We start from the raw sequence: 19,797 nt of genomic DNA, 5'->3' as shown, positions 1-19,797 counted from the left end.
TTGATAGTTAGTATCTATTCGGATACAGTTCGGAGGGCCTGGTGAGCTACGAAATCGAACAAACGAAAAGCTTTGCCACCTGGTTGGCGAATCTGTGCGACTTGCGTGCGCGAATCGCTATCGCCCGCAGGATTGAACGACTCTCACTGGGTAACCCTGGGGACTTCAAACCCGTTGGTGGCGGTATCAGTGAACTGCGCATTGATGTATCAGGTGGATACCGCGTCTACTTCACCAGCAGGCAGGGCAGGTTGATTTTGCTTCTGGTGGGTGGAGACAAGTCCTCGCAGGCCGGTGACATCCTTAAGGCAAAGGCACTGGCGAAGGAGCTGAAATGAACGAGAAACTCGTACCATTTGACATGGCTGATCTGTTGGGCAGCGATGCTGCGATCAGTGAGTACCTGAGCCAAGTGCTCGCGGATGGTGACACTGACGAAATTCTTCGTGCGTTGGGTCATATTGCCAGGGCACGTGGTATGTCACAGATCGCCAAGGAGACGGGCCTGGGTCGTGAGAGCCTTTACAAAGCGTTCGGTCCTGGAGCCAAACCGAGATTCGATACTGTACTCAAGGTTATTCGAGCATTGGGAATCGACTTGCAGGCTCAACCCCACGTCCTACCACGTTGAGTCCTGAGGCGGCGGTCAGGCTGTTGGTAATTTCATCTGAACCAGCGCCACCCGGCTTCCATCCGGCGCTTGCCGCTCCTCAATCCCGAACGGTACAAAACCCAGCTGTGGATAAAGCAGCAGCCCTGCGGTGTTGTGATTGAAACACGACACCCAGACCTCCCGCGCCGCGAAGGCTTGGCGAGCCAAGTCGATCATGCACTGCACCAGATAACGTGCCACGCCCTGACCCCGCGCAGCCGGTGCCACCACCACATTACCCAGCGCACAGACACCGCCGTGTTCGGCTTTGTAGAAATTGGCGAAGCCGACGATCACCCCGTCAATCTCGATCACCGTCGAACCGCTGCGCTGGGCGATGGCTTCGCTCAGTGCAGCGGGAGTGAGCGGGTAGGTGGCTTTGGGGAACATATAGAAGAGTTCGTCCGGGCCTTGAGGCAAGTTGCAGAGCGTGGCGATGTCGGCAGATCGGACGGGGCGATGGCTCAGTGGCATGGATGATGTTCCGCTGTGTGGAGAGGTGACCAACCCAGTGTGGTCGCAAGGGTGGTGTTAGTACTGGGCCGGCAAGCCATTACCTTACATCAGGAACCTCTGATCGCCAGCGCGAGCATCCGCGGCGTCCAGGGACAAGCAAAGCTCACCGAACAACTGCTCGACGGTCTCTACCACATAGATCCAGAAAGCTGGGTTTTCGATAGTCTGCGACACCACTTGCAAGGGAAGAAAGCGGCGCATCTCCGCCTGGAAGTCGCGCTGCGTCTGCGCCTGCTGCAAACAGGCGACTCGCTCCGTACCTTGCTGCAATAGCCAGTCGGCAGTAACCGCGTGGTCCCCAAGTTTGCGCCTGACCAGTGCGAAAGCCGGTATTACGGCGCGCTGTTTGAGCCAGGCCAAGTCCCAGAGGTCACGATTCTTGATGCGTCCTCGGCGCAGGGCGAAAGCCAGCAGCTTGTCGATGAAGATCTCTTCCAGACTCTGCGTGTTGACGATCAATCCTTCAGTTCCCATATCGACCCCGTAAGGGTTCAGCAAGGTCATGGGTTTGCATTGATAGGACGGGACCGCGCAGATGTCGATGTGGATTCTCTGCGCGGGCAGGTTGCGAGCCTCGGGGCGTGTCTGCACGCACAGCTTCCAGGTATCCACATTGCCTGGCGTGTGCAACGGCTCGCTCACATCGACCTGCAATCCGTACTTTTCACTCAGCCTAGCAATCAGGCTTTCCTTCAAAGCTGAAAAGTCTTCCCGTTTGAAATCCGCGCCACCGGTGAAGTCGAGATCTTCACTCAGGCGCCTGGAACCATAGCAGGTTCGCAGGCAGGTGCCGCCGATGAAGCAGAGCCTCTGCAGCAATCCGGACTCGCTGAGTATCCGCATGATGTCGTGATGCAGCAGTTCCTTCTCTACCACCACTTGCAGTGGCGCGAGCTCAGGTGTGTGGCCCAGGGCGTGTTGGACAAGTCGATCAAACAAGTTCATTGGCCGTTTTCCAGTCGATCAGCTCCAGATTGCGTCTGGTCCGCTTCATGTCGGCCAAGGCCAGCGAGGCTTTGGCGCGCCATAGGCGGCAGCGGTCGTCGTAGTCGAGTTGGCCGTTGAGTTCGAGAGCGGTACGGGAGGTATGGACGAACTCGACCGTGCCGAAAGCTGCACAGCTTATGGTCTGGCTTCGTCCTGACGACATGATAGTCAGCCAGTTCTGTGGTACCTGAGAGATCACTCCGATATCGCTGAGGGCGCACTCGAGGCTGATGTAGTTGAGGTTGTCAGCTCGTAGGCGGGCCGCAGCGTGATAGAGCACGAGCCCAGGGTTGGGTTTGGCCGGAGTGAAGAGGTAAAGCCCCCTGCATACCCTGATCAGGATGCTGTCGTTGGACGCTCTGCTCAGCAGCGAGCGATAGGCGCCGTCGGACAAGCCGGGCACCAGGGCGCGCATATCCGCTGGCGTGAACAGATAGCGCTGGGGCGTGGCGAGGTGGTGCAGGCCTCGGTAGAGGCACTGGAGCGGCTGTGCAGGCATGGGGCTGATCAACAGAAAGTCACGGTTTGTGTAACTTAGTGTAGAACGGTGGCTGTGGCTATACAGTAAGTTGCACTTTGTGTGATTTTCTGTGCAGTCACCAGTTTGGCTCAAATGGCATCAACGCACCTACTGGCGGGCAAGCCCACTCCCACGGAGCTTTGCCGAGCTTGTGGGAGCGGGTACAGCCTATTTAGGCGTTAGACGTTCGGCAGGGGCTATTCAGTCGAACCCCGTTGGCGACCCAACTCCACATCATCCATCACCGCCTTGGCCATATCGCTCATCAAGTGTGCTCCCCAGCCAAGGTTGACCTCGCCATCAGTCGCTGCGAGCAATGTCATGCGCTTCACGCACGCCATTATCGCCGAAGCCTGTTCCATGGCTGATTTACCATCCTGCCCCGGTTCGACCCGGAACAGTGGTTGCTCGCCATCGCCATAGCCGAATCCGGTCACGCCGGCAGTCTTGTCGTTCATCGTGTTTGCTCCCTGTTCAGTGCTTGATCTGAAGCTTGCTCAGTGCCAGTTCCACCAGCCCGCGGGCGGCCTCGATTTCGTGCATCGTTGCCATGGACATACCACGTGCTGTGCTGGTGACCTGGGTGAGGGCGTTCTGGTGGGTGACGGAGAGGGCGCAGAACAGACGTTCCGAGATCTGGATCAGCAGGTCTTCGAGCGAGTGTGCTGTTTCGGGAGAAAGCGGTGGATCGGGGACAATCTTCAACATGGTGTGATCCTTACTGAAGGGCCGTCACCATTGCTGTCAAACAAGAGGGTGGCAGCGGTACGTGGGTTGACAGACCGGTCAGTAAGGAAACCCGGCGCACCCGAAGGCGCCCCACGTACAGCCGCCATAGGTGGCAAAGCTGTGCGAGTTAATTACTGGAGCGGCCTGTCAAAGCCGGTCGCTGATTTGGCAGCGACGGGTCGAGACTAGAGGCCGATCCAGACCATCGCAATGGCTTGAAAGGGGTTGGGAGTATGTTTGGGAAATGGACTACAGGGAATGGGGAAAGTCTTAAAGGACTAGGCGTGAAACGAGCCTGAAGCCGTAGCATTTGCCAGGAGCGCAGGTAGGAGCGGTACAAGACCGCTCCTTGGGAGCGAGTAAGACGAGCTAGCTGGTGTGGCAAGGATTACAGCAATAGTAACAACCATTAATCCTTAGGGTGGGGTTTGCAACTCGAGCGGTATTGACAGCACCGGTACACGATAGGTGGTTCCCGAGAGGTACCTGATTTTCCGGCTGCGGCATGTAGCGGCAGCCAATCGTTGTGTTGTGCACTTCGTAGTCGCCGTTCGCTTGAACGTTTCTGTTAACGATAAATGATTGCATGTGCTAGTCCTTGCTTCCGTGTGTCGGATCGGTAATGACTTAACATCTATGCGCGGGTGATATGCTTTTGGGCTGCGAAATCACCAAGCACCGAGGAGGTTAGCTTGATGATGGCAAAAAGCAATCTAAAGGGGGCGCCAGTCATCCTGTGACTGCTTGAGGGGGCGGGATCGGAACGCACACTGTCTTGACCTGCTGAAGCTGAACCAGATGTTTATTGGTCGAAAGTGTTGGATATGAACTGGCGGAGGTTGCACCGTTGTCGTGTCGTTCGCTTACGGTCTGCCGCGCAAAAAACCTTCCAGCAGATCCTGCCGCCCGGGCTGAACCTACCCCGGGGAGCGAAAGGGGACCAGTCTGACAGCACAACGAGGCCTGTCAGCAGCGAACGGATGCGGACGGCAATTGGCTGTGCGAGACGTACGGGAAGTTCTAGGGCAAGGCGATCAAGCGTGAAGTCGAGCCGCTGGCCAACCGCGAGCAGCTCCAGAGCCATATCAGGAACGTGGACGATCACTCGACCGAGACAGTGGGCAGGGTGAAGAAGGTCGAGGCGCTGAGCGTGCTTAAGCTGCTGTCCGGCGGATCTGCGAGCCTAGCCGCAGTCGATACCTGCACCAGGCACCGGGCGCAACCTAAACCTGGTAACGGCGCGGAGGCTAAACGCGATGATCGGCGGCAATGTCCAGGAGCGCATCGAGGGCATGTGCACGAGCATCACGACAGGTAGCTAGCGTTTACAGGCATCGAAGACTTGGCTGGGATCGGAGGGTGTGAACGTGCTGCAGGCACTGTGTGACCTGCTCGACCTCGCCCAGGAGATGAACACACAGCTGGCTGGGCACGTGCATGGACCGATGCCCGTGCCGAGCAACGCGGCTGCGTTCAGGCAGGCGGCCGGCTCCGTCTTGTTGCTTTCTGCGAAGCTAAAGCCCATCACATCCTAGGCTCGCGATTTGGCCAATCAATCGGCCTGCATGCCTTCAACGAGTTCTGTTAACAAAGCCACTCTTCGGATGTCTCACAAAGTGAATCTTGTTAGCACTTCGGCCGTCCGGCAGGTATTACCGTAATACCAGTCACCCTTGCGTTTACTTGTATTACTACAAAAACTACTGGCTCTCTTTAGGCTCTCTTTAGGCTCTCTTTAGGCCCTCTTGAGGGACCACCGATAAAGTTCGGTTAAGCTAGCTTAATTTTGTTCGTACCGTTCGTCGGATTTTTTAGGCGTGGCCCGTATCTCAAGGTTGTTGCTTCATTTCGCTCTAACGCCCTAAACGTCTGGGCAACGCCGATTTGATACAACAACCTGGGGGCATTACTGATGACCTAAAACGCCGAAGCCCGCGCAGAGGCGGGCTTCGGTGTGCTTTTTCGGGGTGCGTCTAGCGTGCTAGCATCGACGCCACTACTTCAGCAGGTACGGCTTTGTTACGTCGCAGTTCAAAGCCTATTGCTACCTCGCGAAGCCGTCAACACATGGTCAACACCGCGATCCCGCGTAGAGACGCTTTCGGTATATCGAAATTCTGAGTGTTCTGTAGTCAACGTAATTGGGTTGACAATAAAGTGCTCGAAACAGAAGTTGCCGTAAGTGTCATCGCAAAGATCGCCGCAGTTCCATCGTTTTGAGCTTCGCAAAGTTGGAGTGGCGGTCCCACCGACGAGAGTCGGATGGGTTCACATCACAACATCAGGAGCATTGGACAATGAAAAATTTCGTCCACCGCTATTTGCCTGAAGAAGTGATCCGAGCGCTGCAAGCCGCCTACTGGTCGGTGCGCTTGTTCCGGATCGTTCAGGAGCTTTAGCGGCTAAAAAAACAGGGGCTTCGGCCCCTGTTTTCATTCCAGGCGGCACCACCAGGACTGCGCATAGGCGCATCCATCGACCACCTCAAACCCACTGAGTACGAAGCCCCGCGTAGCCATGCCTGAAAGCCTTGCATCGTGCAGTGGCGGCAAAGGTCGATCCTGCATACCCGGGCCCGCTAACACCTCGGCGAGGTTGGTCGCTCTTCCAATCCGTGAGTCCTGGACACAAGTCACCCGCACGTCGCCCTCCACTGCTCGAGACTGCCGACGCTCCTGAGGCGTAAGGTCTATGCCCCGTTGCCGCATCGGCGTGATGAGCATGTACATAACCTCTGCACCTTCACCAATGCTCGGCAGACGCCGACTCATGCGCATACACCAATGCTTCGTCAGCCAACTCCAGCATCTCGGTCAGCGTCCCATCATCGACAGCATGGGCATCGCGCAGCGCGTACGCCTGGTGCAGCAGTTCCCGGTGGTGTTTCGTTGGCTCTTGGATCAGCGAATCTATGTCCTGGAGCAGGTAATACCACTCTGGAAGGGTTATCAGGTTGGTTTGTTGAGCGAGCATGAGGCACCCGCAAGGAATGCTGTATGCATATACAGTATTGGATAAAGACCCAACGGTACAGGGGAATGCGACCAGATGCCGAACTCGACACGCAGGAAAAATATCGACGGCAAAAAAAATTGAGCGAGAAAATCATTTATCCCCCTCCCGCCGACGCGCTTTTCGTCGTGAATTAGTGCAAACCAGCGGTGGGGTGCAACGCCAGCTGCAGGCCGCGCCGCCTGCGGGCTCTCGCAAGGGGGCGGCCATTTCACACAGTGAAAGAAAATGACAGGTTGTGCAGACGCAGTTGCACTGTGCGGCGGGGAAGAGCAGCCGGGTGGGTCGGCTGTAGACCACGGAATCCGTGAGGGAGCGGCGAAAAATCCCGATTCTGCCAGGTTTTTCATTTTGAACATGGTCATTAGAGCCGGTGCAGAGCGCAGATGCGCCTGGAGCCCCCGTACGGTGGGGGCCCGGCGTTTCTTCAGCTTTGCACAGCGCTTCAGTCCTGGTGAGCTGCCACCAAGCGGAGGTGGGGAAGGTTGGCTTCCTTCTTCAGGCGCTGGAATTCCTTGGCGACGACTGGGGTTAACAGGCGGTCCAGGGCATGACGCAACTGCAGGGCCTGGGCCTCAGTCAGGCGCTTGACGGACCCGGTACGAGCACTCGCACACGCCACCTTCTCAGGTGAGATACCGATCGCGTCCATCGCGCCATCGATGTAGCCGTCCAGGTACTCGCGGCGCTTGAACAGGATCGAACTCTCGGGCGCTTCCTGGTAGTCCCAATGCACTTCCCATGCCTTGCCGGACTGGATGACTTCGATGATGGGCAGTGCCGCTTGGGTCGCTGGTTTGCGCATGCTGATGCTCTTGGTCAATTCGCTACGCGGGGCAGTTTGAAGGATAGCTTCGGGGTGCCCCATGAAAGGTTTTTCAGGCTGACGCCCAAATCCCTGTCAGAACATGGATGTCCGTCAGGAAATCGGCTGGAGGCCGTGTATTTACTGGGTTTGCGATCTGACAGCGAACTGGGAAATTCGTGGCAAATCTGACAAGCCAAAATAAAAAACCTTGTAAATCAATGACTTGATAAATCGAAATCTGACACAGTGGTTTTGTCAGGTTCTGACACCCCGCTGACACCTTTCTGACACCTTTCTGACACTACATGAAAACGCTGTGGGCCTTGAGATAGAAGGGTTAGACAGAGGTAAGAATATCTATCTGACAAATCTGACAGGCTTTTTAGGGGTCAACCTAAATTTTGCTTTGCTACGTGCAGGGGGGCGTTTCGTATGACGCGTATACAGTGTGATGGCTCTAGAATTCGGGACCTTTCACGCACACGTATCTATGCCCACACGTCTCACCAACTAGCGCATGGGATGTGCAGCGATGTCACTCCGGCTTTCTGTATGCGCCTATGCTATCGACCAATCGCGCACAAACGTCGACCATCGCAACCGCATCGTCGTAGGTGATCTCCCGGTCCAACATGTGCACTGCTTCGTTCCGAAGATGAGATGTCCGCAGCACCGCTCTGTACGTAGGCCCATTGATGAGGCCCTCTTCGCGGAGGAGATCCAGTTTTTGCCTCGGCAATTGTTCCGTGGCAGATTCCTGACCCTCGCGTTTTAGTACTGTGTTCAAGGCACCTTCGACTTCAAGCCAAGCGGCAATCATCCCGGCTCTCGGCGATACGGCAGCAATTTGCAGCGGCACAGACACCTTTGCCTCTGGCGCCTCCTCCTCTGCGACTGGCTCGATCGGCGCAGCTGGAAGCTCTTCCTTCAGAGACTGCAACGCTTCGGACAGGTCTACATGAAGCTCGCCGTACTTGAAGCTTCGGATCTTCGGGATCAAGCCGAGGATGGGACCTTTTAGAAGGCACACAACCGTTACAACGGCTACCGGCCAAGCCAGCGAGCCCACTAGAGCTGAAAAGAACTGCAGCCAATCCATCAACGAACCCTCTTCCTTGAGGCGCTGGCTAAGCGCAACTCTGGGAGTAGCCGGCGTTGCCGGTGCCGATCTATGCCAAAATTACGCCGCAGAAATGAAAAAAGCCTGTAGATCAGGGATCTACAGGCTCTATCTGGTGCCCCGAGGGAGACTCGAACTCCCACTCCTTTCGAAAACGGATTTTGAATCCGCCGCGTCTACCAATTCCGCCATCAGGGCTTGTGGCGCCGCAGTATAGAGAGGTGCCTTGGGTCGGTCAATCGGCTTTCATGGTCAATTTTCACACATTGGGCTAAACTTTGCGGCCCTGTCGAACCGAACATCATCATGCGCGTCGCCGATTTTTCTTTCGAACTCCCCGATTCCCTGATCGCCCGCCATCCGCTGGCCGAGCGCCATGGCAGCCGCCTGCTGGTGCTCGATGGCCCCAGCGGCACGCTGGCCCACAAGCAGTTCACCGATCTGCTCGAGTACCTGCGCCCGGGCGACCTGATGGTGTTCAACAACACCCGGGTGATCCCGGCGCGCCTGTTCGGCCAGAAAGCCTCCGGCGGCAAGCTGGAAGTGCTGGTCGAGCGCGTGCTCGACAGCCACCGCGTGCTGGCCCATGTGCGTGCCAGCAAGGCGCCTAAAGAAGGCACGCAGATCCTCATCGACGGCGGTGGCGAGGCCGAGATGGTCGCGCGTCACGACACGCTGTTCGAACTGCGCTTCAGCGAAGAGGTGCTTCCGCTGCTCGAGCGCGTCGGCCACATGCCGCTGCCGCCGTACATCGACCGTCCCGACGAGGGCGCCGACCGCGAGCGCTATCAGACCGTCTACGCCGAGCGCGCCGGCGCCGTGGCCGCGCCCACCGCCGGCCTGCACTTCGACGAAGACCTGCTGGCGAAGATCGCCGCCAAGGGCGTCGAGCGCGCCTTCGTCACCCTGCACGTGGGCGCCGGCACCTTCCAGCCGGTGCGGGTCGACAAGATCGAAGACCACACCATGCATAAAGAGTGGCTCGAAGTGAGCCAGGATGTGGTCGACGCCGTCGCCGCGTGCCGCGCCCGTGGCGGCCGGGTGATCGCCGTGGGCACCACCAGCGTGCGCTCGCTGGAGAGCGCGGCGCGCGATGGCGAGCTCAAGGCCTTCAGCGGCGACACCGACATCTTCATCTTCCCGGGCCGGCCGTTCCATGTGGTCGATTGCCTGGTCACCAACTTCCACCTGCCGGAGTCCACGCTGCTGATGCTGGTCTCGGCCTTCGCCGGTTACCCCGAGACCATGGCCGCCTACACGGCGGCGGTCGAGAACGGGTACCGCTTCTTCAGTTACGGTGATGCCATGTTCATCACCCGCAATCCGGCGCCACGCGGCCCAGAGGATCAAGCATGAGTCGCACCTGTCGAATGTCGTTCGAACTGCTGGCCACCGACGGCAAGGCCCGTCGTGGCCGGCTGACCTTCCCCCGTGGCACCGTCGAGACCCCGGCCTTCATGCCGGTGGGCACCTACGGCACGGTCAAGGGCATGCTGCCGCGCGACATCGAGGCCATTGGCGCCGAGATCATCCTCGGCAACACCTTCCACCTGTGGCTGCGCCCGGGTACCGAGGTCATCAAGAAACACAACGGCCTGCACGACTTCATGCAATGGAAAGGCCCTATCCTCACTGATTCCGGTGGTTTCCAGGTGTTCAGCCTGGGCGCCATGCGCAAGATCAAGGAGGAAGGCGTGACCTTCGCATCGCCAGTGGACGGTTCCAAGGTGTTCATGGGGCCCGAGGAGTCCATGCAGGTCCAGCGTGACCTGGGCTCGGACATCGTGATGATCTTCGACGAGTGCACCCCGTACCCGGCCGAGCACGACGTGGCGCGCACCTCCATGGAGCTGTCGCTGCGCTGGGCCCAGCGCTCGAAGAATGCCCACGGCGACAACACCGCGGCGCTGTTCGGCATCGTCCAGGGCGGCATGTACCAGGACCTGCGCATGCGCTCGCTGGAAGCGCTGGTCAACATCGACTTCGATGGCCTGGCCATCGGCGGCCTGTCGGTTGGCGAACCAAAGCACGAGATGATCAAGGTGCTGGACTACCTGCCTGCGCAGATGCCGGCTGACAAACCTCGTTACCTTATGGGGGTAGGCAAGCCGGAAGATCTTGTAGAGGGTGTGCGCCGCGGCGTCGACATGTTCGACTGCGTGATGCCCACGCGCAATGCGCGTAACGGCCATCTGTTCGTCGATACCGGGGTGATCAAGATCCGCAATGCGTTCCATCGCCATGATGAATCGCCGCTGGATCCGACCTGCGATTGCTATACCTGCACCAACTTCTCGCGCGCCTATCTGCACCACCTGGACAAGTGCGGCGAAATGTTGAGCAGCATGCTGAATACCATCCACAACTTGCGCCATTACCAGCGCTTGATGGCCGGTTTACGCGAGGCTATTCAACAGGGTAAATTGGCCGCCTTTGTCGACGCCTTCTACGCCAAGCGCGGGCTGCCTGTGCCGCCCTTGGACTGACTGTTCGCATCCATTATTAGAAAATATTCATTAGGAGTGCCCAATGAGCTTCTTGATTCCCGCCGCCTACGCGGACGCTGCAGCCCCAGCCGCCGGCCCAGCCGGTACCGGCTTCGAGTGGATCTTCCTGGTTGGTTTCCTGGTCATCTTCTACCTGATGATCTGGCGCCCGCAGGCCAAGCGTGCCAAAGAGCAGAAAAACCTGCTGAGCAACCTGCAAAAAGGTGACGAAGTGGTCACCACCGGCGGCATCGCCGGCAAGATCGTCAAGGTTGCCGATGACTTCGTGGTCCTGGAAGTGTCCGACAACGTTGAGCTGAAGTTCCAGAAGGGCGCCGTGGCGGCGACCCTGCCGAAAGGTACGCTCAAGGCTATCTGAGTTACCGGTTTTCTTTTCCAGTCGGGGCGCGCAAAGCGCCCCGCGTCTTGAACGGGCGGCGTGATGCTGAACAAATACCCTCTGTGGAAATACCTGCTGATCGTGGTGGTACTGGCGGTCGGCTTCATTTATTCCGCACCCAACCTCTATCCGGATGATCCGGCGGTGCAGATCAGCGGCGCCAGTTCCGCCCTGCATGTCAGCCAGGCCGACCTCGATCGCGTGACCAAGGCGCTGACCGATGCCGGTATCGCCGTCAAAGGCGGCAGCCTGGGCGAGAAGGGCAGTGCCCTGGTACGCCTGACCAACCAGGAAGACCAGCTGCCGGCCAAGGATGTGGCGCGCAAGGCCCTCGGCGACGATTACGTCGTGGCCCTGAACCTGGCCCAGACCACCCCGCAGTGGCTGCGCAACCTGGGTGCCAGCCCGATGAAGCTGGGCCTGGACCTGTCCGGTGGTGTGCACTTCCTGCTGGAAGTGGACATGGACAAGGCCATGACCGCTCGCATGAAAGTCTACGAAGGCGAGGTCAAGACCTTGCTGCGCAAAGAGCGCGTCCGCTACCGCAGCCTGCCCCAGCAGGATGGCGGCATCATGCTGGGCTTCGCCGACGATGCTACCCGCGAACAGGCCCGCAGCCTGATCCGCAAGAATTTCAATGATTTCGACCTGACCACCACCGAGCGCAACGAGCTCGCCGTGCTGCGTCTGGCGCTGACCCAGGCGAAAGTCGCCGAGATCCGCGAATACTCGATCAAGCAGAACCTGACCACCGTGCGCAACCGGGTCAACGAGCTGGGCGTGGCCGAGCCGCTGGTCCAGCGCCAGGGCGCCAACCGCATCGTGGTCGAGCTGCCGGGCGTGCAGGACACCGCCGAGGCCAAGCGAATCCTCGGCAAGACCGCCAACCTGGAGTTCCGCTTCGGTGCCGAGCCAGGCGCGTCCAAGGCCACCACCGAGGTGTTCGAGTTCCGCGAAGGCGGCCGCTCCGCCCCTGTAGAGCGCGGCCTGATCATCACCGGTGACCAGGTTACCGACGCCCAGGCCAGCTTCGACGAGCACGGTCGCCCGCAGGTGAATATCCGCCTCGACGGCCACGGCGGCGAGCTGATGAGCCGCGCCACCCGTACCAACGTCGGGCGCAGCATGGCGGTGATCTTCATCGAGCAGAAGCCGGTCACCCGCTACCAGAAGCAGGTGGTCGACGGCGTCGAGAAAGAAGTCGCGGTGCAGACCTTCCAGGAAGAGAAGAAGATCATCAGCCTGGCGACCATCCAGTCGCCGCTGGGCAGCCAGTTCCGCATCACCGGCCTGAACGGCCAGGGCGAATCGTCCGAACTGGCCCTGCTGCTGCGTGCCGGTGGCCTGGCCGCGCCGATGTACTTCGCTGAAGAACGTACCATTGGCCCAAGCCTGGGTGCCGACAACATCACCAAGGGTATCGACGCGTCCCTGTGGGGCATGCTGTTCGTCTCGCTGTTCATCATCGCCATCTACCGCGCCTTCGGCGTGCTGGCGACCATCGCCCTGGCGGGCAACATGGTCCTGCTGCTGGCGCTGATGTCGCTGCTGGGCGCCACCCTGACCCTGCCGGGCATCGCCGGTATCGTGCTGACCATGGGCATGGCGGTGGACGCCAACGTGCTGATCTTCTCGCGTATTCGCGAAGAGATCGCCGCCGGCATGTCGGTGCAGCGCGCCATCCACGAAGGTTTCAACCGCGCCTACTCGGCGATCGTCGACGCCAACCTGACCACCCTGCTGGTCGGCGGCATCCTGTTCGCCATGGGTACCGGCCCGGTCAAGGGCTTCGCGGTCACCATGTCCCTCGGGATTTTCACCTCGATGTTCACCGCCGTCATGGTGACCCGCGCACTGGTCAACCTGACCTGCGGCGGGCGTGACATCAAGAAGCTGTGGGTTTGAGGGAGCTGCGATGAAAACCATCAACTTCATGGGCGTGCGCAATGTCGCGTTCGCCATTACCGTGCTCCTCACCGTGCTGGCGCTGTTCAGCTGGTGGCACAAGGGCCTGAACTTCGGCCTGGACTTCACCGGCGGTACGCTGATCGAGCTCACCTACGAGCGTCCGGCGGACCTGGAAAAGGTCCGTACCGAGCTGGTCGGCTCCGGCTTCCACGATGCTGTGGTGCAGAGCTTCGGCGCCACCACCGACCTGCTGGTGCGCATGCCGGGCGATGACCCGCAGTTGGGCAACCGCGTGGCTGAGGCGCTGCAGAAGATCGGCGGCGACAACCCGGCCACGGTCAAGCGCGTCGAGTTCGTTGGCCCGCAGGTGGGCGAGGAACTGCGTGACCAGGGCGGCCTCGGCATGCTCCTGGCGCTGGGCGGCATCCTCATCTACCTGGCCTTCCGCTTCCAGTGGAAGTTCGCCGTGGGCGCGATCATCTCGCTGATCCACGACGTTGTGGTCACCTTGGGCATCCTGTCGTTCTTCCAGATCACCTTCGACCTGACGGTGCTGGCGGCGGTGCTGGCGATCATCGGCTACTCGCTCAACGACACCATCGTCGTGTTCGACCGGGTGCGCGAGAACTTCCGCGTGCTGCGCAAGGCTTCGCTGATCGAGAACATCAACATCTCGACCACCCAGACCCTGCTGCGGACCGTCGCCACCTCGGTGTCGACCTTGCTGGCCATTGCCGCGCTGCTGTTCTTCGGCGGCGACAACCTGTTCGGCTTCTCCCTGGCGCTGTTCATCGGTGTCATGGCGGGTACCTACTCGTCGATCTACATCGCCAACGTGGTGTTGATCTGGCTGAACCTGAGCAGTGAAGACCTGATCCCGCCGGTCAAGACCGAGGGTGTGGACGAGCGTCCGTAAGGCTTGTCCCGCGCCATTTGGCGCAAAGAGAGGCGCGAGTGTTGAACTCGCGCCTTTTTTTTTGCTCCAAGGCAGGGAGAAGGCGGGCCGGAGCCCGCGGGTACGATCAGGAGGTTCACGTGAACAAATCAATGCTGGTGGGTGCGGTTCTGGGTGCTGTCGGTGTAACTGCCGGAGGTGCTGTGGCGACCTACAGCTTGGTGAACAAAGGGCCTGAGTACGCCCAGGTCACCGACGTGCAGCCGATCAAGCAGCAGGTCAAGACCCCGCGTGAGGTGTGCAAGGATGTCGCGGTGACGCGCCAGGCGCCGGTCAAGGACCAGCACCAGATCGCCGGTACCGTGGTCGGTGCGCTGGCTGGCGGCCTGCTGGGCAACCAGATCGGCGGTGGTACTGGCAAGAAGATCGCCACCGTGGCCGGTGCGGTGGGTGGTGGCTACGCGGGCAACAAGGCCCAGGAGTACATGCAGGAGCGTGATACCTACACCACCACGCAGACGCGCTGCAACACGGTCAACGACATCAGCGAGAAGGTGGTCGGCTACAACGTGACCTATTCCATCGGTGACCAGGTGGGCAAGGTGAAGATGGATCACGAGCCGGGCTCGACCATCCCGCTGGACAAGAATGGCAAGTTGATCCTGGGGCAGAACCAGCCGGGGCAATAAGCGGCAAGTGCCCCCCTGTAGGAGCGGCCTTGTGCCGCGAAAGGGGCGCGAAGCGGCCCCGAGATCTTCGGTATGTATCAAGATTGCCGGGGCTGCTTCGCAGCCCTTTCGCGGCACAAGGCCGCTCCTACAGGTCATCGTGCAGGCACAAAAAAAGCACCTCGAGAGGTGCTTTTTTTGTGTCCGCAATCAGCGCTTAGCGCTTCATGTGCTCTGGCAGGTGCGGCTGGATGGCAGTCAGCACGGCCTTGAAGCACTTGATGTTGCCCGCGACGATGTGGCCCTTCTCGAGGAAGTCGTGGCCACCGTTGAAGTCGCTCACCAGGCCACCGGCTTCCTGGATCAGCAGTACGCCCGCGGCCATGTCCCACTCGGACAGGCCCGACTCCCAGAAGGCGTCGAAACGGCCGGCGGCTACATAAGCGAGGTCCAGGCTGGCGGAGCCGGCGCGGCGGATGCCGGCGGTCTGGCCGGTCAGGGCGCGGAACATGCCCAGGTAGTTGTCCAGGTCGGCCATCTGGTTGTCACGGAACGGGAAGCCGGTGCCCAGCAGCGCGCCTTCCAGGCTGGTGCGCGAGCTGACGCGCAGGCGGCGGCCATTGAGCTGGGCGCCACGGCCACGGCTGGCGGTGAATTCTTCCTGGCGAACCGGGTCGACGATCACGGCGTGCTCGAGGCGGCCACGGTATTTGCAGGCGATGCTGACGGCGAAGTGCGGAACACCGCGCAGGAAGTTGGTGGTGCCGTCCAGCGGATCAATGATCCACAGGTAATCCTTGCCTTCTTCACCGGTGCCGGCGTGCAGGCCGGTCTCTTCGCCCTGGATCGAGTGGTTCGGGTAGGCCTTGCGCAGGGCCTCGACGATGACCTTCTCGGCGGCGCGGTCAACCTCGGACACGTAGTCCTTGGCCTGCTTTTCGTCGACTTTGATGCTATCCAGGCGTTCGATGGAGCGGAAAATCAGTTCACTGGCGCTGCGAGCGGCGCGCAGGGCGATATTCAGCATAGGCTGCATGGGAAGGTCACCTGGAGATGTTAAAGAGGAAAGCCGATCATTCTAGCAGAAATCTTTGACGACAGAAGTGTCACATTTGCTTTCATGGCGTTACGCTGGTCGGTTCTGTAAGATCGAACCCTCCTGTTTCCGCATCCGAGAGCACGACACCTTGCTGCAAAATATTCGTGTTGTTCTGGTCAATACCAGCCACCCCGGCAACATCGGCGGCGCTGCGCGTGCCATGAAAAACATGGGCTTGTCGCGCCTGGTGCTGGTGCAGCCAAAAGAGTTTCCGACCGCGGACGCCAGCGCCCGCGCCTCGGGCGCCGACGACGTGCTGGACAACGCCCAGGTGGTCGACAGCCTTGAACAGGCGCTGGTCGGCTGCAGCCTGGTCATGGGCACCAGCGCCCGTGAGCGCAGCATCCCCTGGCCGCTGATCGATCCGCGCGAGTGCGGGGCCAAGGCCGTGGCCCAGGCCATGGGCGGCGAAGAGATCGCCCTGGTGTTCGGGCGCGAGCACGCCGGCCTGACCAACGAAGAACTGCAGCGATGTCACTTCCACGTGCACATTCCCTCGAACCCCGACTTCAGCTCGCTGAATCTGGCCGCCGCCGTCCAGGTGCTCTCCTATGAGGTGCGCATGGCCTGGTTGGCAGGGCAGGGTAGTGCGGCAAAGGTCGAGAAGGTCGACGCCAGCGAGCTGGCGACCATGGACGAAATGGAGCTGTTCTACGACCACCTGGAAAAGACCCTGGTGGACATCGGCTTCCTCGATCCCGAGAAACCCAAGCACCTGATGGCGCGCCTGCGCCGGCTGTATGGGCGAAGCTCGGTCGAGCGTCCGGAAATGAGCATTTTGCGCGGCATTCTTACCGAGACCCAGAAGGTCGCACGGGGCGAGCCGCATAAAAGGAAGGACTGACAGATGTTCGAGCGTCTGCGTGAAGATATCCAGAGCGTTTTCCATCGTGACCCGGCGGCGCGCAACGCCTTCGAGGTCCTGACCTGCTACCCGGGGATGCATGCCATCTGGCTGCACCGCCTGGGCAATGCCCTGTGGCGGCGCGACTTCAAGTGGCTGGCGCGGTTGGTGTCGAACTTCGGTCGCTGGATGACCGGCATCGAGATCCACCCGGGCGCGACCATCGGCCGGCGCTTCTTCATCGACCACGGCATGGGCATCGTCATCGGCGAGACCGCCGAGATCGGCGACGACGTGACCCTCTACCAGGGCGTCACCCTCGGTGGCACCAGCTGGAACAAGGGCAAGCGGCACCCGACCCTGGAAAACGGCGTGGTGGTCGGTGCCGGGGCCAAGGTGCTGGGTCCGTTCACCGTTGGCGCCGGGGCCAAGATCGGCTCCAACGCGGTGGTCACCAAGGCGGTGCCGGCCGGCGCCACGGCGGTGGGCATCCCGGGGCGGATCATCGTCAAGACCGAGGATGACGCCGTCGAGGCCAAGCGCAAGGCCATGGCCGAGAAGATCGGCTTCGATGCCTACGGCGTCAGCGGCGACATGCCGGACCCGGTGGCCCGCGCCATCGGCCAGATGCTCGACCACCTGCAGGCCGTCGACGAGCGCCTGGAGGGCATGTGCGGCGCGCTGACCCGGATGGGCAGTGACTACTGTGCCAAGGAGCTGCCGGCGCTGCCCGACGACGACTTCGCCGCGGCCTGCGCCGAACTCAAGCAGGGCGACACTCAGTCGCATTGATTGCGCCGGCCCGACACAAGGGGCGTGTGCTTGCGCCCCTTGTCTGCTACACTCGCGCCCGCCTCCCGCATGCATACCCGACTAAAGCACTAGGTCTAATAGTTGACTTAAATGCTCGGGAATCGCATACTCGCACACATCCTGTAACTCCCGTGGTACCCATACGCCATGCGACTGACTACCAAAGGCCGATACGCCGTGACCGCCATGCTCGACCTGGCGTTGCACGCGCAGCATGGGCCGGTGTCTTTGGCCGACATTTCCGAGCGCCAGGGCATTTCCCTCTCTTATCTGGAACAGCTGTTCGCCAAGCTGCGCCGCAGCAGCCTGGTATCCAGCGTTCGCGGTCCGGGCGGCGGCTACCAGCTGTCGCGGGGCATGGAAACCATCCAGGTGGCCCAGGTCATCGACGCGGTCAACGAATCGGTCGATGCCACCCGTTGCCAGGGCCTGGGGGACTGCCACGCCGGTGATACCTGCCTGACTCACCACCTGTGGTGCGACCTGAGCCAGCAGATCCATGAATTCCTCAGTGGCATCAGCCTGGCCGACCTCGTCATGCGCCGTGAGGTGCAGGAAGTCGCCCAGCGCCAGGACCTGCGCCGTGTCGCAGGCCGAGTTGCCCAGCTGGACAAGATTGAGACGTCCGCCGTCGACTGAAACCACAGCGACGAGCGACGCCACCGCCTGATAGGAGATACTCAATGAAGTTGCCGATCTACCTCGATTACTCCGCGACCACGCCGGTCGATCCCCGTGTCGCCCAGAAGATGGCCGAGTGCCTGCTGGTCGACGGGAACTTCGGCAACCCGGCCTCGCGCTCCCACGTGTTCGGCTGGAAGGCCGAGGAAGCAGTCGAGAACGGCCGCCGCCAGGTCGCCGAACTGATCAACGCCGACCCGCGCGAGATCGTCTGGACCAGCGGTGCCACCGAGTCCGACAACCTCGCCCTGAAAGGCGTGGCGCACTTCTATCAGACCAAGGGCAAGCACATCATCACCTCCAAGATCGAGCACAAGGCGGTCCTGGACACCGCTCGCCAGCTCGAGCGTGAAGGTTTCGAAGTCACCTACCTCGAGCCCGGAGAAGACGGCATCGTCACCCCGGCCATGGTCGAGGCCGTGCTGCGCGACGACACCATCCTGGTCTCGCTGATGCACGTGAACAACGAAGTCGGCTCGATCAACGACATCGCCGCCATCGGTGAACTGACCCGCTCGCGCGGCGTACTGTTCCACGTCGATGCCGCCCAGTCGGCCGGTCGCGTCGAAATCGACCTGCAGAAGCTCAAGGTCGACCTGATGTCGTTCTCCGCGCACAAGGTCTACGGCCCGAAAGGCATCGGCGCGCTGTACGTCAGCCGCAAGCCGCGGGTACGCCTGGAAGCCATCATTCACGGCGGCGGCCACGAGCGCGGCATGCGTTCGGGCACCCTGCCGACCCACCAGATCGTCGGCATGGGCGAGGCCTTCGCCATCGCCAAGCAGGAAATGGCCGCTGAAAACGTGCGCATCAAGGCCCTGAGCGACCGCTTCTTCAAGCAGGTCTCGGACCTCGAAGAGCTGTACGTCAACGGCAGCCAGACCCAGCGCGTGCCGCACAACCTGAACCTGAGCTTCAACTACGTCGAGGGCGAGTCGCTGCTGATGTCGCTGAAGGACATCGCCGTTTCGTCCGGTTCGGCCTGCACCTCCGCTTCGCTCGAGCCGTCCTACGTCCTGCGCGCCCTGGGCCGCAACGACGAGCTGGCGCACAGCTCGATCCGCTTCTCCTTCGGCCGCTTCACCACCGAAGAAGAAGTCGACTACGCCGCGCAGAAAGTCTGCGAAGCCGTGAACAAGCTGCGTGAATTGTCGCCGCTGTGGGACATGTACAAAGACGGCGTCGACATCTCCAAGATCGAGTGGGCCGCCCACTAAGCAGTCGCCGGCAAGAGCGGCTCCCTGATGAGGAAGGAATTGCACCATGGCATACAGTGAAAAGGTCATCGACCACTACGAAAACCCGCGCAACGTCGGCAAGATGAACGCCGACGATCCGGATGTCGGCACCGGCATGGTCGGCGCCCCGGCTTGCGGCGACGTGATGCGCCTGCAGATCAAGGTCAACGAGCAGGGCGTCATCGAAGACGCCAAGTTCAAGACCTACGGCTGCGGTTCGGCCATCGCCTCCAGCTCCCTCGCCACCGAGTGGATGAAGGGCAAGACCCTGGACGAGGCCGAGACCATCAAGAACACCCAGCTGGCTGAAGAGCTGGCACTGCCGCCGGTCAAGATCCACTGCTCCGTGCTCGCCGAAGATGCCATCAAGGCCGCTGTTCGCGATTACAAGCAGAAGAAAGGCTTGATCTAAGTCGACTGT

At 60.6% G+C, this 19,797-nt stretch carries 22 protein-coding genes and 1 tRNA gene; 13 read left to right on the top strand and 10 right to left on the bottom strand.

The features are described 5' to 3' along the window. The first annotated feature begins 41 nt into the window (after window positions 1–41). Window positions 42–338: a type II toxin-antitoxin system RelE/ParE family toxin gene (locus V0R62_RS10155; protein WP_330103620.1), complete on the top strand. Its 297-nt coding sequence runs from the start codon at window positions 42–44 to the stop codon at window positions 336–338. Beyond that, window positions 335–631: an addiction module antidote protein gene (locus V0R62_RS10150; protein ID WP_330103619.1), complete on the top strand. Its 297-nt coding sequence runs from the start codon at window positions 335–337 to the stop codon at window positions 629–631. The genes V0R62_RS10155 and V0R62_RS10150 overlap by 4 nt, the downstream gene beginning before the upstream one ends. A 15-nt stretch (window positions 632–646) precedes the next feature. Here the strand turns inward: V0R62_RS10150 and V0R62_RS10145 are convergent, their stop codons facing one another. The 9 genes from V0R62_RS10145 to V0R62_RS10100 form a co-directional block, all read right to left on the bottom strand. Further along, a complete protein-coding gene (locus tag V0R62_RS10145; protein WP_330103618.1) occupies window positions 647–1,126 on the bottom strand; it encodes a GNAT family N-acetyltransferase in 480 nt (159 codons plus the stop codon). Window positions 1,127–1,210: 84 nt separating this feature from the next. Continuing rightward, on the bottom strand, window positions 1,211–2,113 hold the full coding sequence (locus V0R62_RS10140; RefSeq protein ID WP_330103617.1) for a nucleotidyl transferase AbiEii/AbiGii toxin family protein: 903 nt from the start codon (window positions 2,111–2,113) through the stop codon (window positions 1,211–1,213). Then, complete coding sequence (gene abiEi / locus V0R62_RS10135; RefSeq protein ID WP_330103616.1) at window positions 2,100–2,654, bottom strand: type IV toxin-antitoxin system AbiEi family antitoxin; 555 nt, start codon at window positions 2,652–2,654, stop codon at window positions 2,100–2,102. The genes V0R62_RS10140 and abiEi overlap by 14 nt, the downstream gene beginning before the upstream one ends. A gap of 218 nt (window positions 2,655–2,872) precedes the next feature. Next, complete coding sequence (locus V0R62_RS10130; protein WP_198743603.1) at window positions 2,873–3,133, bottom strand: DUF3077 domain-containing protein; 261 nt, start codon at window positions 3,131–3,133, stop codon at window positions 2,873–2,875. A 16-nt stretch (window positions 3,134–3,149) separates the two neighbouring features. Further along, on the bottom strand, window positions 3,150–3,383 hold the full coding sequence (locus V0R62_RS10125) for a hypothetical protein (RefSeq protein WP_023629291.1): 234 nt from the start codon (window positions 3,381–3,383) through the stop codon (window positions 3,150–3,152). 2,763 nt (window positions 3,384–6,146) lie between these two features. Continuing rightward, on the bottom strand, window positions 6,147–6,377 hold the full coding sequence (locus V0R62_RS10115) for a hypothetical protein (protein ID WP_330103615.1): 231 nt from the start codon (window positions 6,375–6,377) through the stop codon (window positions 6,147–6,149). A 484-nt stretch (window positions 6,378–6,861) separates the two neighbouring features. After that, the gene (locus tag V0R62_RS10110) at window positions 6,862–7,221 is read right to left on the bottom strand and encodes a hypothetical protein (RefSeq protein ID WP_330103614.1); all 360 of its coding nucleotides are present in this window, start codon (window positions 7,219–7,221) and stop codon (window positions 6,862–6,864) included. Between the two features lie 538 nt (window positions 7,222–7,759). Beyond that, the gene (locus V0R62_RS10105) at window positions 7,760–8,323 is read right to left on the bottom strand and encodes a hypothetical protein (RefSeq protein ID WP_330103613.1); all 564 of its coding nucleotides are present in this window, start codon (window positions 8,321–8,323) and stop codon (window positions 7,760–7,762) included. Between the two features lie 134 nt (window positions 8,324–8,457). Further along, window positions 8,458–8,542, bottom strand: a tRNA-Leu gene (locus V0R62_RS10100). Between the two features lie 108 nt (window positions 8,543–8,650). Between V0R62_RS10100 and queA the strand changes: the two genes are divergently transcribed. The 6 genes from queA to V0R62_RS10070 all read left to right on the top strand — a co-directional run bounded on the left by queA (window position 8,651) and on the right by V0R62_RS10070 (window position 14,722). Further along, the gene (queA, locus tag V0R62_RS10095) at window positions 8,651–9,700 is read left to right on the top strand and encodes a tRNA preQ1(34) S-adenosylmethionine ribosyltransferase-isomerase QueA (protein WP_330103612.1); all 1,050 of its coding nucleotides are present in this window, start codon (window positions 8,651–8,653) and stop codon (window positions 9,698–9,700) included. A gap of 14 nt (window positions 9,701–9,714) precedes the next feature. Further along, window positions 9,715–10,830 (top strand): tRNA guanosine(34) transglycosylase Tgt, encoded by a 1,116-nt coding sequence (gene tgt, locus V0R62_RS10090; protein ID WP_023629281.1) that lies wholly within the window; start codon window positions 9,715–9,717, stop codon window positions 10,828–10,830. Between the two features lie 43 nt (window positions 10,831–10,873). Next, on the top strand, window positions 10,874–11,209 hold the full coding sequence (gene yajC / locus V0R62_RS10085; protein ID WP_050704350.1) for a preprotein translocase subunit YajC: 336 nt from the start codon (window positions 10,874–10,876) through the stop codon (window positions 11,207–11,209). 63 nt (window positions 11,210–11,272) lie between these two features. Further along, a complete protein-coding gene (secD, locus tag V0R62_RS10080) occupies window positions 11,273–13,135 on the top strand; it encodes a protein translocase subunit SecD (protein ID WP_330103611.1) in 1,863 nt (620 codons plus the stop codon). Window positions 13,136–13,145: 10 nt separating this feature from the next. Then, complete coding sequence (gene secF, locus V0R62_RS10075) at window positions 13,146–14,054, top strand: protein translocase subunit SecF (RefSeq protein WP_110735797.1); 909 nt, start codon at window positions 13,146–13,148, stop codon at window positions 14,052–14,054. Window positions 14,055–14,173: 119 nt separating this feature from the next. Next, window positions 14,174–14,722, top strand: coding sequence for a glycine zipper 2TM domain-containing protein (locus V0R62_RS10070; protein WP_330103610.1), 549 nt, complete (start codon window positions 14,174–14,176; stop codon window positions 14,720–14,722). A gap of 196 nt (window positions 14,723–14,918) precedes the next feature. Here V0R62_RS10070 and suhB read toward each other — a convergent pair whose 3' ends face one another. Beyond that, window positions 14,919–15,737: a type III secretion system regulator SuhB gene (suhB, locus tag V0R62_RS10065; RefSeq protein WP_028689585.1), complete on the bottom strand. Its 819-nt coding sequence runs from the start codon at window positions 15,735–15,737 to the stop codon at window positions 14,919–14,921. A 151-nt stretch (window positions 15,738–15,888) separates the two neighbouring features. On the opposite strand from suhB, the gene trmJ reads away from it, so the two are divergent. The 5 genes from trmJ to iscU all read left to right on the top strand — a co-directional run bounded on the left by trmJ (window position 15,889) and on the right by iscU (window position 19,788). After that, window positions 15,889–16,644 carry a tRNA (cytosine(32)/uridine(32)-2'-O)-methyltransferase TrmJ gene (gene trmJ / locus V0R62_RS10060; protein ID WP_330103609.1) on the top strand — a complete coding sequence of 252 codons (756 nt, stop codon included), beginning with the start codon at window positions 15,889–15,891 and terminating at the stop codon, window positions 16,642–16,644. A gap of 3 nt (window positions 16,645–16,647) precedes the next feature. After that, the gene (gene cysE / locus V0R62_RS10055; RefSeq protein ID WP_028689587.1) at window positions 16,648–17,436 is read left to right on the top strand and encodes a serine O-acetyltransferase; all 789 of its coding nucleotides are present in this window, start codon (window positions 16,648–16,650) and stop codon (window positions 17,434–17,436) included. Window positions 17,437–17,604: 168 nt separating this feature from the next. Then, entirely contained in the window at window positions 17,605–18,096 is a 492-nt protein-coding gene (gene iscR, locus V0R62_RS10050) for a Fe-S cluster assembly transcriptional regulator IscR (protein WP_050704358.1), read from the top strand. A gap of 44 nt (window positions 18,097–18,140) precedes the next feature. Next, window positions 18,141–19,355, top strand: coding sequence for an IscS subfamily cysteine desulfurase (locus V0R62_RS10045; RefSeq protein WP_046854251.1), 1,215 nt, complete (start codon window positions 18,141–18,143; stop codon window positions 19,353–19,355). A 46-nt stretch (window positions 19,356–19,401) separates the two neighbouring features. Next, the gene (gene iscU / locus V0R62_RS10040) at window positions 19,402–19,788 is read left to right on the top strand and encodes a Fe-S cluster assembly scaffold IscU (protein WP_011532337.1); all 387 of its coding nucleotides are present in this window, start codon (window positions 19,402–19,404) and stop codon (window positions 19,786–19,788) included. Window positions 19,789–19,797 lie beyond the last annotated feature (9 nt).

It is taken from the genome of Pseudomonas carassii (genome assembly GCF_036324045.1).
GTDB lineage: Bacteria > Pseudomonadota > Gammaproteobacteria > Pseudomonadales > Pseudomonadaceae > Aquipseudomonas > Aquipseudomonas peradeniyensis.
Note: the sequence above shows the minus strand (reverse complement) of the source record. Positions and strands in the feature narration are given on the sequence as shown.

Bases quoted from the DNA above. Each gene is read 5' to 3' on its own strand.
- V0R62_RS10150 (WP_330103619.1), top strand. From the start codon at position 335: ATGAACGAGAAACTCGTACCATTTGACATGGCTGATCTGTTGGGCAGC.
- V0R62_RS10145 (WP_330103618.1), bottom strand. From the start codon at position 1,126: ATGCCACTGAGCCATCGCCCCGTCCGATCTGCCGACATCGCCACGCTC.
- V0R62_RS10140 (WP_330103617.1), bottom strand. From the start codon at position 2,113: ATGAACTTGTTTGATCGACTTGTCCAACACGCCCTGGGCCACACACCT.
- abiEi (WP_330103616.1), bottom strand. From the start codon at position 2,654: ATGCCTGCACAGCCGCTCCAGTGCCTCTACCGAGGCCTGCACCACCTC.
- V0R62_RS10130 (WP_198743603.1), bottom strand. From the start codon at position 3,133: ATGAACGACAAGACTGCCGGCGTGACCGGATTCGGCTATGGCGATGGC.
- V0R62_RS10125 (WP_023629291.1), bottom strand. From the start codon at position 3,383: ATGTTGAAGATTGTCCCCGATCCACCGCTTTCTCCCGAAACAGCACAC.
- V0R62_RS10115 (WP_330103615.1), bottom strand. From the start codon at position 6,377: ATGCTCGCTCAACAAACCAACCTGATAACCCTTCCAGAGTGGTATTAC.
- V0R62_RS10110 (WP_330103614.1), bottom strand. From the start codon at position 7,221: ATGCGCAAACCAGCGACCCAAGCGGCACTGCCCATCATCGAAGTCATC.
- V0R62_RS10105 (WP_330103613.1), bottom strand. From the start codon at position 8,323: ATGGATTGGCTGCAGTTCTTTTCAGCTCTAGTGGGCTCGCTGGCTTGG.
- queA (WP_330103612.1), top strand. From the start codon at position 8,651: ATGCGCGTCGCCGATTTTTCTTTCGAACTCCCCGATTCCCTGATCGCC.
- tgt (WP_023629281.1), top strand. From the start codon at position 9,715: ATGTCGTTCGAACTGCTGGCCACCGACGGCAAGGCCCGTCGTGGCCGG.
- yajC (WP_050704350.1), top strand. From the start codon at position 10,874: ATGAGCTTCTTGATTCCCGCCGCCTACGCGGACGCTGCAGCCCCAGCC.
- secD (WP_330103611.1), top strand. From the start codon at position 11,273: ATGCTGAACAAATACCCTCTGTGGAAATACCTGCTGATCGTGGTGGTA.
- secF (WP_110735797.1), top strand. From the start codon at position 13,146: ATGAAAACCATCAACTTCATGGGCGTGCGCAATGTCGCGTTCGCCATT.
- suhB (WP_028689585.1), bottom strand. From the start codon at position 15,737: ATGCAGCCTATGCTGAATATCGCCCTGCGCGCCGCTCGCAGCGCCAGT.
- cysE (WP_028689587.1), top strand. From the start codon at position 16,648: ATGTTCGAGCGTCTGCGTGAAGATATCCAGAGCGTTTTCCATCGTGAC.
- iscR (WP_050704358.1), top strand. From the start codon at position 17,605: ATGCGACTGACTACCAAAGGCCGATACGCCGTGACCGCCATGCTCGAC.
- V0R62_RS10045 (WP_046854251.1), top strand. From the start codon at position 18,141: ATGAAGTTGCCGATCTACCTCGATTACTCCGCGACCACGCCGGTCGAT.
- iscU (WP_011532337.1), top strand. From the start codon at position 19,402: ATGGCATACAGTGAAAAGGTCATCGACCACTACGAAAACCCGCGCAAC.